The 13351-nt window shown below is 72.2% G+C and carries 10 protein-coding genes and 1 rRNA gene; all 11 read left to right on the top strand.

Annotation, left to right across the window (positions count from 1 at the left end; genetic code table 11):
* Positions 1–61: 61 nt before the first annotated feature.
* Positions 62–1141 carry an N-acetyl-gamma-glutamyl-phosphate reductase gene (gene argC, locus EBO36_RS09820; RefSeq protein ID WP_187695810.1) on the top strand — a complete coding sequence of 360 codons (1080 nt, stop codon included), beginning with the start codon at positions 62–64 and terminating at the stop codon, positions 1139–1141.
* The gene (argJ, locus tag EBO36_RS09815) at positions 1138–2310 is read left to right on the top strand and encodes a bifunctional glutamate N-acetyltransferase/amino-acid acetyltransferase ArgJ (protein WP_122824442.1); all 1173 of its coding nucleotides are present in this window, start codon (positions 1138–1140) and stop codon (positions 2308–2310) included. The genes argC and argJ overlap by 4 nt, the downstream gene beginning before the upstream one ends.
* On the top strand, positions 2307–3239 hold the full coding sequence (gene argB / locus EBO36_RS09810; protein WP_241236842.1) for an acetylglutamate kinase: 933 nt from the start codon (positions 2307–2309) through the stop codon (positions 3237–3239). Before argJ ends, argB begins: the two co-directional genes overlap by 4 nt.
* Complete coding sequence (locus EBO36_RS09805) at positions 3236–4501, top strand: acetylornithine transaminase (protein ID WP_244925256.1); 1266 nt, start codon at positions 3236–3238, stop codon at positions 4499–4501. The genes argB and EBO36_RS09805 overlap by 4 nt, the downstream gene beginning before the upstream one ends.
* On the top strand, positions 4498–5436 hold the full coding sequence (argF, locus tag EBO36_RS09800; RefSeq protein ID WP_122824440.1) for an ornithine carbamoyltransferase: 939 nt from the start codon (positions 4498–4500) through the stop codon (positions 5434–5436). The genes EBO36_RS09805 and argF overlap by 4 nt, the downstream gene beginning before the upstream one ends.
* Complete coding sequence (gene argR, locus EBO36_RS09795) at positions 5433–5987, top strand: arginine repressor (RefSeq protein WP_122824439.1); 555 nt, start codon at positions 5433–5435, stop codon at positions 5985–5987. The genes argF and argR overlap by 4 nt, the downstream gene beginning before the upstream one ends.
* Entirely contained in the window at positions 5980–7245 is a 1266-nt protein-coding gene (locus EBO36_RS09790; protein ID WP_122824438.1) for an argininosuccinate synthase, read from the top strand. The genes argR and EBO36_RS09790 overlap by 8 nt, the downstream gene beginning before the upstream one ends.
* Positions 7242–8699: an argininosuccinate lyase gene (argH, locus tag EBO36_RS09785; RefSeq protein ID WP_122824437.1), complete on the top strand. Its 1458-nt coding sequence runs from the start codon at positions 7242–7244 to the stop codon at positions 8697–8699. The genes EBO36_RS09790 and argH overlap by 4 nt, the downstream gene beginning before the upstream one ends.
* 7 nt (positions 8700–8706) lie before the next feature.
* On the top strand, positions 8707–9402 hold the full coding sequence (locus EBO36_RS09780) for a DNA-3-methyladenine glycosylase (protein WP_122825590.1): 696 nt from the start codon (positions 8707–8709) through the stop codon (positions 9400–9402).
* A 59-nt stretch (positions 9403–9461) separates the two neighbouring features.
* Positions 9462–10724, top strand: a complete 1263-nt coding sequence (gene tyrS, locus EBO36_RS09775; RefSeq protein ID WP_122824436.1) for a tyrosine--tRNA ligase — start codon at positions 9462–9464, stop codon at positions 10722–10724.
* Positions 10725–11561: 837 nt separating this feature from the next.
* A 16S ribosomal RNA gene (locus EBO36_RS09770) occupies positions 11562–13085 on the top strand.
* The last annotated feature ends 266 nt before the right edge of the window (positions 13086–13351 follow it).

Raw genomic sequence — 13351 nt, 5'->3', positions numbered from 1 at the left:
CGCTCCCGGGCGTCTCGCCAGGCGGGCGCGTCCCACCCTCCATGCAGGGCTGTGTATAGTTATGCGAGTGACTGTATCGGTGGCGGTGGCCGGAGCCAGCGGGTACGCGGGAGGCGAGGTCCTGCGCCTGCTCCTTGCGCACCCCGAGGTCGAGATCGGGGCGCTCACCGCGCACTCCAGCGTGGGTGACCTCCTCGGGGAGCACCAGCCGCACCTCCTCCCGCTCGCGGACCGCGTCCTCGAGCCCACCGACCCCGCCCGCCTGGCCGAGCACGACGTCGTCGTCCTTGCGCTGCCGCACGGCGCCTCCGGCGCGCTGACGGCGGCGCTCGAGGCGATCGACGGCCCCACGCCGCTCCTCCTCGACTGCGGCGCGGACCACCGGCTCACCGACCCCGCCGCGTGGGACGCCTTCTACGGCGGCGACTACGCCGGGGCCTGGGCCTACGGGATGCCCGAGCTCCGGCACGCCGGGGAGCCCGGCCCCGCCCGGGCGCAGCGGGAGATCCTCCGGGAGGCCCGCACGGTCGCCGTCCCCGGCTGCAACGTCACCGCCGTCACCCTCGCGCTCCAGCCGGGCGTCGCCGCCGGTGTGGTCCGCGCCGACGATGTCGTCGCCGTCCTCGCCAACGGCTACTCCGGGGCCGGCAAGGCCGCCAAGACGCACCTCCTCGCGAGCGAGGGCCTCGGCGCCGCCATGCCCTACGCCGTCGGCGGGTCGCACCGGCACGTCCCCGAGATCGAGCAGAACCTCGCGGTCGCCGGTGCCACCGGCGTCCGGCTCTCCTTCACCCCCACCCTGGTGCCCATGTCGCGGGGGATCCTCGCCACGGTGAGCGCGCCGCTCGCGGACGCCAGTACGAGCGCTGCCGAGGTGCGCGCCGCCTGGGAGCGGGCGTGCGCCGACGAGCCGTTCGTCCACCTCCTCCCGGCGGGCCAGTGGCCGACGACGGCGGCCGCCGTGGGCTCCAACCACACCGTCCTCCAGGTCGCGCTCGACGAGCGGGCCGGGCGCGTCGTCGTCGTCGCCGCCCTGGACAACCTCGGCAAGGGGACCGCCGGCGCCGCCGTGCAGTCGATGAACCTCGCGCTCGGCCTGCCCGAGACGCTCGGCCTGCCCACGACGGGAGTCGCTCCGTGAGCATCACCGCCCCCCTCGGCTTCCGCGCGGCGGGTGTCGCCGCCGGCCTCAAGGCCTCCGGCCGGCCCGACGTCGCCCTCGTCGTCAACGACGGCCCCGACCATGTCGCCGCGGCCGTGTTCACCAGCAACCGGGTGGTGGCCGCCCCCGTCGTGTGGTCGCGCACCGTCGTCGGGGACGGCGTCGCGCACGCCGTCGTCCTCAACTCCGGCGGCGCCAACGCCTGCACGGGCCCGGACGGCTTCGGCGACACCCACCGCACCGCCGAGCACGTCGCCGACGTCCTCGGCGTCTCCGCGGGCGACGTCCTCGTGTGCTCCACCGGCCTCATCGGCGAGCGGCTCGACCTGCCGGCGCTGTTCGCCGGCGTCGACGACGCGGCCGGGCGGCTGGCCGCCGACGGCGGCCCGGACGCCGCCCGCGCCATCATGACGACCGACACCGTGCCCAAGGAGGTCCTCGTCGAGGGGGCCGACGGCGCCTGGCGGGTCGGCGGCATGGCCAAGGGCGCCGGCATGCTCGCGCCGGCGCTGGCGACGATGCTCTGTGTGCTCACCACCGACGCCGTGGTCGACGCCGAGGACGCCCGTGCGGCGCTCGCCGACGCCACCGCCGCCACGTTCGACCGCATCGACTCCGACGGCTGCATGTCGACGAACGACACGGTCGCCCTCCTCGCCTCGGGCGCCAGCGGGGTGCGGGCGGACCGGGCCGCGGTGACCGCCGCGCTCACGCGGGCGTGCGGTGCGCTCGCCCGCGCGCTCATCGCCGACGCCGAGGGCGCGAGCCACGACATCGCCGTCACGGTGCGGGGCGCGACGTCCGTCCCGGCCGCGCTCGCCGTGGCCCGCGCCGTCACCCGCTCCAACCTCCTCAAGGCCGCGGTCTTCGGCAACGACCCCAACTGGGGCCGGGTGCTCGCCGCGGTGGGCACCGTGCCCGCCGACGTCGCCCCCTTCGACGCCGACGCGCTCGACGTCGCGATCAACGGCGTGCAGGTGTGCCGCGCCGGGGGCGTGGGGGAGGACCGCGCCGGCGTCGACCTCGCCGCGAGTCGCGAGGTGCGCATCGACATCGACCTCCACGCGGGCGCGGCCGAGGACGTCACCGTGTGGACCAACGACCTCACCCACGACTACGTCCACGAGAACAGCGCGTACTCGACATGATGAAGAACCTCGCGTTCAACACCGAGACCGACCTCTACCCGCACCAGAAGGCGGAGGTCCTCATCCAGGCGCTGCCGTGGCTCGAGCGGTTCGCCGGCGCCCGCGTCGTCGTCAAGTACGGCGGCAACGCGATGATCGACCCCGAGCTCCAGCGGGCGTTCGCCGAGGACGTGCTCTTCCTCCACCGCGTGGGGATGCACCCCATCGTCGTCCACGGCGGCGGGCCGCAGATCTCCGCGATGCTCGACCGCCTCGGCCTGGCGACGGAGTTCCGCGGCGGCCTGCGGGTGACGACGCCGGAGGTGATGGACGTCGTGCGGATGGTCCTCACGGGCCAGGTCCAGCGCGAGCTCGTCAGCCTCCTCAACGCGCGCTCCCCGCACGCGGTGGGCCTGTCCGGCGAGGACGGCGGCCTCCTGCGCGCCGAGCGGCGCTTCGCCGCCGTCGACGGCGAGCCGGTCGACGTCGGTCTGGTCGGGGACGTCGTCTCCGTCGACCCCGCCGCCGTCGAGGACCTCCTCGCCGCGGGGCGGATCCCCGTCATCTCCACGATCGCGCCCGACGTGAGCGACCCGGGCCAGGTGCTCAACGTCAACGCGGACACCGCCGCCGCCGCGCTCGCCGTGGCGCTGGGCGCGCGCAAGCTCCTCGTCCTCACCGACGTCGAGGGCCTGTACACGTCGTGGCCGGACCGGGACTCGCTCGTCCGGAGCATCACGGTGAGCGACCTCTCGCTGCTCCTGCCGGACCTGCAGTCCGGCATGGTGCCGAAGATGGAGGCCTGCCTGCGCGCCGTCCGCGCCGGCGTGCCCCAGGCCCACGTCATCGACGGCCGCCGGGCGCACGCCATGCTCCTCGAGGTCTTCACGGACGAGGGCGTGGGCACCCTCGTCGTCCCCGACCCCCAGCCCACCGAGGAGTCCCGGTGAACGAGCTCGCGACGACGGCAGGCGGCGAGCTCGGCTCCGCCGCGTGGTCCGACCGGTACTCCGGCGCGCTGATGAACACCTTCGGCCCGCCCCAGCGCGTCCTCGTCCGGGGCGAGGGCGCGTACGTGTGGGACGCCGACGGGCGGCGCTACCTCGACCTCCTCGCCGGCATCGCCGTCAACACCCTCGGGCACGCCCACCCCACGCTCGTCTCGGCGGTCTCCGCCCAGCTGGGCACCCTCGGTCACGTGTCGAACTTCTTCGCCACCCCGTCCCAGGTGCTCCTCGCCGAGCGGCTCGTCGAGCTCGTCGCGGGCGGTCGGGCGCCGGAAGGGTCCCGGGTGTTCCTCGCCAACTCCGGCACCGAGGCCGTCGAGGCCGCGTTCAAGCTGGCGCGCCGCCACGGCGGCACCGACCGGCCCCGCATCCTCGCCCTCGAGGGAGCCTTCCACGGCCGCACCATGGGGGCGCTCGCGCTCACCCACAAGGCGGCGTACCGCGAGCCCTTCGCGCCGCTGCCCGGCGGCGTCGAGCACGTCCCCTTCGGTGACCTCGCCGCGCTCGAGGCGGCGATGGGCGACGACGTCGCCGCCCTCGTCGTCGAGCCCCTCCAGGGCGAGGCCGGGGTGCGTCACCTGCCCCCGGGGTACCTCGCCGCGGCCCGCGACCTCACCCGGAGGCACGGCGCGCTCCTCGTCCTCGACGAGGTGCAGACCGGCATGGGCCGCACGGGGGCGTGGATGGCGCACCACCACGACCACATCGGCGGTGGGGTGGTCCCCGACGTCGTCGTCCTCGCCAAGGGGCTGGCCGGCGGCCTGCCGATCGGCGCGCTCGTCGCGCTCGGGACCGACGCCGCGACCTTGCTGGGACCCGGGCAGCACGGCTCGACGTTCGGCGGCAACCCCGTCGCGGCCGCCGCCGCGCTCGCCACGATCCACGTCATCGAGCGCGACGGGCTCATCGCCGCCGCCCACGGGCGGGGCGAGCAGCTCCTCACCGGCGCCCGCGCGATCGAGCACCCGCTGCTCGCGGGCGCCCGCGGTGAGGGCCTGCTCCTCGCCCTCGAGCTGACCCGGCCCCTCGCCCCCGCCGTGGCGGCCGCCGCCCTCGACGCGGGCTTCATCGTCAACGCGGTCGCGCCCGACGCCGTCCGACTCGCCCCGCCCCTCGTCCTCTCCGCCGAGCAGGCGGGCTCGTTCCTCGAGGCGCTGCCCGCGGTGCTCGACGCCGCGTCCGCCCACGACCCCCGGGAGCACTGATGCGGCACTTCCTCCGCGACGACGACCTCACCCCCGACGCCCAGCGCGAGGTCCTCGCCCTGGCCCAGGCGCTCAAGGCGGGGCAGCGCCCCCAGCCCCTCGCGGGCCGCGCGGTGGCCGTCCTGTTCGACAAGGCGTCCACCCGCACCCGGGTCTCCTTCAGCGTCGGCGTGCACGAGCTCGGGGGCCTGCCCGTCGTCCTCGACGCGGCGAGCACCCAGTCCGGGCGCGGCGAGGGCGTCGAGGACACCGTGCGCGTCCTCGACCGGCAGGTCGCCGCCATCGTCTGGCGGACCTTCGCGCAGGCCTCCCTCGAGCAGGCCGCCGCGGTCTCCCGCGTGCCGGTGGTCAACGCGCTCACCGACGAGTTCCACCCCTGCCAGATCCTCGCCGACCTGCTCACCCTCGCCGAGCACCGCGGCGGCCTGCGCCCGGACGGACCCGCGCTGGCCGGGCGCGCCCTCGCCTACCTCGGGGACGGCGCCAACAACATGGCGCACTCCTATCTCCTCGGCGGCGCCACCGCCGGGCTCGACGTGCGGGTCGCGTGCCCGGCCGGCTTCGAGCCCGACCCGGCGGTCGTCGACCGGGCCCGCGAGGTCGCCGCCGGTACCGGCGGCCGGGTGAGCGTCACGCAGGACGTCGCCACCGCCGTCGCCGGGGCGGACGCCGTCGCCACCGACACGTGGGTGTCCATGGGGCAGGAGGACGAGGCGGCCGAGCGGACGCGTCCGTTCGAGCCCTACCGCGTCGACGCCGCCGTGCTCGCCCAGGCCGGTGACCCCGTCTTCCTCCACTGCCTGCCCGCCTACCGCGGCGTCGAGGTGAGCGCCGAGGTGCTCGACGGACCGGCGTCGGTGGTCTGGGACCAGGCGGAGAACCGGCTGCACGCCCAGAAGGCGCTCCTCGTCCACCTCCTCGGGGACGGCGCATGAGCTCGCCCAGCATCCCCGCCACCAAGGCCGCCCGCCACGCCCTCATCGAACGGATCCTCACCCGGTCCTCGATCCGGTCCCAGGCCGAGCTCAGCGCCCAGCTCGCCGACCACGGCATCCAGGCGACCCAGGCCACGCTCTCCCGCGACCTCGTGGAGCTGCGCGCCCTCAAGGTGCGCTCGGCGGACGGCAGCCAGGTGTACGCCCTGCCGGGGGAGGGGGCCGTCGGTGCCCTCACCGCGCCGACCGCCCCCGACCACACCCAGCGCGCCTCGCGCCTGGCCCGGTGGTGCGCCGAGCTCCTCGTCACCGCGGAGACCACCGGCCCGTTCCTCGTCCTGCGCACGCCGGCCGGCGCGGCGCAGTTCCTTGCCTCCGCCCTCGACCAGCAGGGCCTCGACGCCGTCCTCGGCACCATTGCCGGCGACGACACCATCCTCGTCATCACCCGGGACGTCCCGGCCGCCGAACAGCTGGCCGTGCGTCTCCTCGACCTCGCGGCGCCCGGTGCGGGCGTCGCCGAACCCAGCACTGGAGAGACCGATGAGTGAGCAGACTTCCCCCACGGCGACCGCGAAGGACCGCGTCGTCCTCGCCTACTCCGGAGGCCTCGACACGTCCGTGGCCATCGGGTGGATCGGCGAGCAGACCGGCGCCGAGGTCATCGCCGTGGCCGTCGACGTCGGCCAGGGCGGGGAGGACCTCGAGGTCATCCGCCAGCGCGCCCTCGACTGCGGGGCGGTGGAGGCCTACGTCGCCGACGCCCGCGAGGAGTTCGCCACCGAGTACTGCATGCCCGCCCTGCGGGCCAACGCGCTGTACCAGGGCCGCTACCCGCTGGTGTCCGCCCTGAGCCGCCCGGTCATCGTCAAGCACCTCGTCCGCGCGGCCCGCCAGTTCGGCGCCACGACGGTCTCGCACGGCTGCACCGGCAAGGGCAACGACCAGGTGCGCTTCGAGGTGGGCATCACCTCCCTCGCCCCGGACCTGCGCTGCATCGCCCCGGTCCGCGACCTCGCGCTCACCCGCGACGTCGCCATCGACTACGCGACGAAGCACGACCTGCCCATCGAGACGACGAAGCACAACCCGTTCTCCGTGGACCAGAACGTGTGGGGCCGCGCCGTGGAGACCGGCTTCCTCGAGGACATCTGGAACGGGCCCACCAAGGACGTCTACACCTACACCGACGACCCCACGTTCCCGCCCGCGGCGGACGAGGTCGTCATCACGTTCCAGGCCGGCGTCCCCGTCGCCCTCGACGGCGTGCCCGTCACCCCGCTGCAGGCCATCGCCGAGCTCAACCGCCGCGCGGGAGCGCAGGGCGTGGGCCGGATCGACATCGTCGAGGACCGCCTCGTCGGCATCAAGTCCCGCGAGGTGTACGAGGCGCCCGGTGCCATCGCCCTCATCACCGCGCACGCCGAGCTGGAGAACGTCACCGTCGAGCGTGAGCAGGCGCGCTTCAAGCGGACCGTCGACCAGCGCTGGGCCGAGCTCGTCTACGACGGGCAGTGGTTCTCCCCGCTCAAGCGCTCGCTCGACGTCTTCATCGACGACACCCAGCGCTACGTCAGCGGCGACGTCCGGCTCCTGCTCCACGGCGGGCGCGCCGTCGTCACCGGCCGGCGCAGCGAGACCAGCCTGTACGACTTCAACCTCGCTACCTACGACACCGGCGACTCCTACGACCAGTCCAACGCCAAGGGCTTCATCGAGATCTACGGGATGACGACGAAGCTCTCCGCCGCCCGCGACGCGCGGTTCGGGGTGGGCGAGGCTGCGGCGCTCGCCGGGGACCAGGCGTGAGCGAGCACGTGAGCCTGTGGGGCGGGCGGTTCGCCGGGGGACCGGCGGACGCCCTCACCGAGCTCTCCCGCTCCACCCAGTTCGACTGGCGGCTCGCCCCGCACGACCTCGCCGGCTCCCGGGCCCACGCGCGGGCGCTGCACCGGGCGGGGCTGCTCGGTGACGACGAGCTCGCGGGCATGCTCGCCGGGCTGGACCGCCTCGAGGCAGACGTCGCCTCCGGGGCCTTCGGGCCGCGGCCCGACGACGAGGACGTCCACACCGCGCTCGAGCGGGGGCTCATCGAGCGCGCCGGGCCGGAGCTGGGCGGCCGGCTGCGGGCGGGTCGCTCCCGCAACGACCAGATCGCCACGCTCGTGCGGATGTACCTGCGCGACGAGGCCCGGGCGCTCGCGGCCGGTGTCCTCGACGTCGTGGACGCGCTGGTCGGGCAGGCGTCCGCCCACCCCGGGGCCGTCATGCCGGGGCGCACGCACCTCCAGCACGCGCAGCCGGTCCTCCTGGCCCACCACCTCCTCGCGCACGCCTGGCCGCTGCTCCGCGACGTCCAGCGGTGGGTCGACTGGGACGCCCGCGCGGCCGTGTCGCCGTACGGGTCGGGGGCGCTGGCCGGGTCCTCGCTCGGGCTGGACCCCTCCGAGGTGGCCGCCGAGCTCGGCTTCGACGCCGCCGTGGAGAACTCCATCGACGGCACCGCGGCCCGCGACGTCGTCGCCGAGTTCGCGTTCGTCGTCGCCATGGTCGGTGTCGACCTGTCCCGGCTCAGCGAGGATGTCATCCTCTGGGCGACGAAGGAGTTCGGCTTCGTCACCCTCGACGACGCGTTCTCCACCGGGTCGAGCATCATGCCGCAGAAGAAGAACCCGGACGTCGCCGAGCTCGCACGCGGCAAGGCCGGCCGGCTCATCGGCGACCTCGCCGGGCTGCTCGCCACCCTCAAGGGCCTGCCGCTGGCCTACAACCGGGACCTCCAGGAGGACAAGGAGCCGGTCTTCGACGGCGTCGACACGCTGTCCGTCCTGCTGCCCGCCGTCGCGGGGCTGGTGGCGACGCTCACCTTCGACACCGAGCGGATGGCATCCCTCGCCCCGCAGGGCTTCTCCCTCGCCACCGACATCGCCGAGTGGCTCGTGCGCACCGGGGTGCCGTTCCGCGAGGCCCACGAGATCGCCGGGGCCTGCGTGCGGGCGTGCGAGCAGCAGGGCAAGGAGCTGTGGGACCTCACCGACGCCGAGCTCGCCATGATCAGCCCGCACCTCGACCCGCGCGTGCGGGAGGTGCTCTCCGTGGAGGGCTCGACGTCCTCCCGCGACGGTCAGGGCGGAACCGCGCCCGTCCGGGTCGCCGAGCAGCTCGCCCGGGTGGGGCAGGCGGCCGCCCGGCTACGCGAGTGGACCGACGACGACGAGACGGACGACGGCGAGCCCGAGGCCGGTGCGCCGTCGGGCGCGTGAGACGCCGATGACCCTCGACCTCCACCGCTGCGCGCTCGAGGTGGCGCCCGACCTCCTGGGCGCGCTCGTCGTCGTGCGTGGCCCGGAGGGGGAGGTCGCCGTCCGGCTCACCGAGGTGGAGGCGTACGAGGGGGCCCGGGACCCGGGCTCGCACGCCTACCGGGGGCCGACGCCCCGTACGGCGCCGATGTTCGCCCCCGCCGGGCGGCTGTACGTCTACTTCACGTACGGCATGCACTGGTGCGCGAACGTCGTCTGCGGGCCGGACGGCACCGCGTCCGCCGTCCTCCTGCGGGCCGGCGAGGTCGTCACCGGTCTCGAGCTGGCGCGGTCGCGGCGGCCGGCGGCCCGCCGCGACGTCGACCTCGGGCGCGGGCCCGCCCGGCTCGCGCAGGCGCTCGGGCTCACCGGGGCGGACAGCGACCTCGTGCTCCGCCGCGGCGGCCGCGCCGAGGTCCGACCGCCCGTTGCGGCGCCTGCGGAGATCCGCACGGGTCCCCGGGTGGGGGTGGCCGGGCCCGGCGGGGACCCGGGGGAGTTCCCGTGGCGGTTCTGGATCCCGGGGGAGCCCACCGTCTCGACGTACCGTCCGGGCAAGGCCCGCGCCCCGCGGGTCCCCGGGACGCCGGGCGCCCCCCGGACGCCGGGCGCCCCCCGGACGCCGGACGTGCCGGGCACGCCCGCACGGCACACTGGTACCTGAGCCCGGCGGACGCCGGGTCGCACGGACCCGCGCCGGAGACGGCGCAGGAAGGCACGGACGTGACCGACATCCTCGAGGAGCTGGCCTGGCGCGGGCTCATCGCCCAGTCCACCGACATCGACGCCCTGCGCACCGCGCTGGCCGAGGGGCCGGTCACCTACTACTGCGGGTTCGACCCGACCGGGCCGAGCCTGCACCACGGCCACCTCGTCCAGCTGGTCCTCCTGCGCCACCTCCAGCTCGCGGGCCACCACGCGCTGGCTCTCGTCGGTGGGGCCACCGGCCTCATCGGCGACCCGCGCATGTCCGGCGAGCGGACCCTCAACGACCGCGACACGGTCGCCGGGTGGACCGACCGGCTGCGCGCGCAGATCTCGCGCTTCCTCGACTTCGACGGGCCGAACGCCGCGCGGATGGTCAACAACCTCGAGTGGACGGCGCCGCTCAGCGCCATCGACTTCCTCCGCGACGTCGGCAAGCACTACCGGCTCGGCACCATGCTCGCCAAGGACACCGTGGCGCGGCGCCTGGCGAGCGAGGAGGGGATCTCGTTCACCGAGTTCAGCTACCAGATCCTCCAGGGGATGGACTTCCTCGAGCTCAACCGCCGCTACGGCTGCACGCTGCAGACGGGCGGCAACGACCAGTGGGGGAACCTGCTCTCCGGCGCCGAGCTCATCCGCAAGGCGGAGGGGCGGTCGGTCCACGTCCTCACCACGCCGCTCATCACCAAGGCGGACGGGACGAAGTTCGGCAAGACCGAGGGCGGCGCCGTGTGGCTGGCGCCGGACATGATGAGCCCGTACGCCTTCTACCAGTTCTGGCTCAACACCGACGACGCCGACGTGGTGCGCTACCTCAAGGTGTTCACCTTCCGCACGCGGGAGGAGATCGCCGAGCTCGAGCGGGCCGTCGCCGAGCGGCCGCAGGCCCGTGAGGGCCAGCGGGTGCTCGCCACCGACGTCACCGCGCTGGTGCACGGGGCCGACGCGGCGGAGCGGGTCGAGCGCGCCTCGCGCGCCCTCTTCGGACGCGACGACCTCACCGAGCTCGACGCCGGGACGCTCGGGGACGCCGTCGCGGAGCTGCCCCGGGGGACCGCCCGGGTCGGCACGGACACCGTCGTGGACCTCGTCCTCGCGGTGGGACTCGTGCAGGGCCGGTCCGCGGCGCGCCGGACGATCGCCGAGGGCGGCCTCTACCTCAACAACGTCAAGGTGACCGACGAGGACCACGTCCTTGCGCCGGAGGACCTCCTCGCCGGCCGGTGGGCGCTCCTGCGCCGTGGGCGCCGGACCCTTGGGGTCATCGAGGCCGTGTGAACGACGTCTCAGCAGGCGGACGGGGCATCTGAGCCCCCTCGGGAGCCTGCCTGGGGCGTGTTTGCGCAGGTCAGGGCGCTACTGAGGGGCTCCGGCAGGGCAGGCGACGCCGAGTTGACGGTGCCGAGGGGCGGACGTAATGTTCTCTTCGTTGCCCCGGACAGGGAGGCACGGACACCGAGAAGGTGGCCGGTCCCGCGGAGGCAGATCCCGCATCACGAGGTACCGGCCCCGCCGGTCCGAGGGGTGGGGATCCCGGAAGGCCAGGAGCGAGATCCGCGAAAACAAGCGGGTTTGACACCGACGCCGACCGGGGTGCAAGATAGCGAAGTTGCCCCGGACAGGGAGGCACGGACGCCGAGAAGGCTTGAAAAGCCTGGTGGCCGATCCCGCGGAGGCAGTCCCGCACCGAAACAGCGATTAAAGATTGCTGCTAGGATGGGGACACCGGAAACGCCGAGAAGGATTCGCCGAAAACGCGGATTTGACTTCTTGAGCAGGACCGGGAGAAGATAGACAAGTTGCCCCGGGAGCGGGTCTGGTCGCTGAGACTGGATCACTACGGAGTGCGTCTGTTCCTTGAGAACTCAACAGTGTGCCAAGTTTGTGATGCCATAATTGGTCTCATACTGGCTGTGGTTGTGCCCGTCTGGGTGTGGCTGGGGTTGGTGTGGGGTTGTTGTGGTTCAACGCTCACCGGATGCCGGGGACCCCCGTTCCTGGTGGTGGGTGTTTAGCCATGGATTGGCCTGTGTCGGCTTTGGGTCGGCGTGGGTTTTCTTCGTATGGATTGTCGGCTGGTGTGCTCCTTCGGGGGTGGCTGGTTGGCGTTGGTTTTTTACGGAGAGTTTGATCCTGGCTCAGGACGAACGCTGGCGGCGTGCTTAACACATGCAAGTCGAACGGTGATCCTGGAGCTTGCTCCGGGTGATCAGTGGCGAACGGGTGAGTAACACGTGAGTAACCTGCCCCTGACTTCGGGATAACTACGAGAAATCGTGGCTAATACCGGATATGAGGTGCCTTCGCATGGGGGTGCCTGGAAAGATTTATCGGTTGGGGATGGGCTCGCGGCCTATCAGCTAGTTGGTGGGGTGAAGGCCTACCAAGGCGACGACGGGTAGCCGGCCTGAGAGGGTGACCGGCCACACTGGGACTGAGACACGGCCCAGACTCCTACGGGAGGCAGCAGTGGGGAATATTGCACAATGGGCGAAAGCCTGATGCAGCGACGCCGCGTGAGGGATGACGGCCTTCGGGTTGTAAACCTCTTTCAGTAGGGAAGAAGCCTTCGGGTGACGGTACCTGCAGAAGAAGCGCCGGCTAACTACGTGCCAGCAGCCGCGGTAATACGTAGGGCGCAAGCGTTGTCCGGAATTATTGGGCGTAAAGAGCTCGTAGGCGGTTTGTCGCGTCTGCTGTGAAAACGTGAGGCTTAACCTCGCGCTTGCAGTGGGTACGGGCAGACTAGAGTGCAGTAGGGGAGACTGGAATTCCTGGTGTAGCGGTGGAATGCGCAGATATCAGGAGGAACACCGGTGGCGAAGGCGGGTCTCTGGGCTGTTACTGACGCTGAGGAGCGAAAGCATGGGGAGCGAACAGGATTAGATACCCTGGTAGTCCATGCCGTAAACGTTGGGCACTAGGTGTGGGGTCCATTCCACGGATTCCGTGCCGCAGCTAACGCATTAAGTGCCCCGCCTGGGGAGTACGGCCGCAAGGCTAAAACTCAAAGGAATTGACGGGGGCCCGCACAAGCGGCGGAGCATGCGGATTAATTCGATGCAACGCGAAGAACCTTACCAAGGCTTGACATACACCGGAAAAGTGCAGAGATGTGCTCCCCGCAAGGTCGGTGTACAGGTGGTGCATGGTTGTCGTCAGCTCGTGTCGTGAGATGTTGGGTTAAGTCCCGCAACGAGCGCAACCCTCGTCCTGTGTTGCCAGCACGTAATGGTGGGGACTCATGGGAGACTGCCGGGGTCAACTCGGAGGAAGGTGGGGATGACGTCAAATCATCATGCCCCTTATGTCTTGGGCTTCACGCATGCTACAATGGCCGGTACAAAGGGCTGCGATACCGCGAGGTGGAGCGAATCCCAAAAAGCCGGTCTCAGTTCGGATTGGGGTCTGCAACTCGACCCCATGAAGTCGGAGTCGCTAGTAATCGCAGATCAGCAACGCTGCGGTGAATACGTTCTCGGGCCTTGTACACACCGCCCGTCACGTCACGAAAGTCGGTAACACCCGAAGCCGGTGGCCCAACCCTTGTGGGGGGAGCCGTCGAAGGTGGGACTGGCGATTGGGACGAAGTCGTAACAAGGTAGCCGTACCGGAAGGTGCGGCTGGATCACCTCCTTTCTAAGGAGCTTCACCGGCGCCTACCAGCTTCGGCTGGTGGTGTCCAGGTGGCCACGCGTACGGCGCATGTCCGTGCGGTGGTTGCTCATGGGTGGAACGTCACAGACTTGGTGCGCTGTTGGGTCCTGGGGGAACAGGCCGGCGCCCGCCCGTTGTGGTGGGTCGTTCGAGCTGTTTCACCTGGTGGCCGCTTTCGCCGGTGCTGCACCCCTTGGGTGTGGTGTCCGGGGTTGGTCGGTGCGTAGCTTGAGAACTGTACAGTGGAC

The organism is Georgenia faecalis, from assembly GCF_003710105.1.
GTDB classification, from domain to species: domain Bacteria; phylum Actinomycetota; class Actinomycetes; order Actinomycetales; family Actinomycetaceae; genus Georgenia_A; species Georgenia_A faecalis.
The sequence above is the reverse complement of the archived record's forward strand: the minus strand, read 5'-3'. Positions and strand labels throughout refer to the sequence as shown.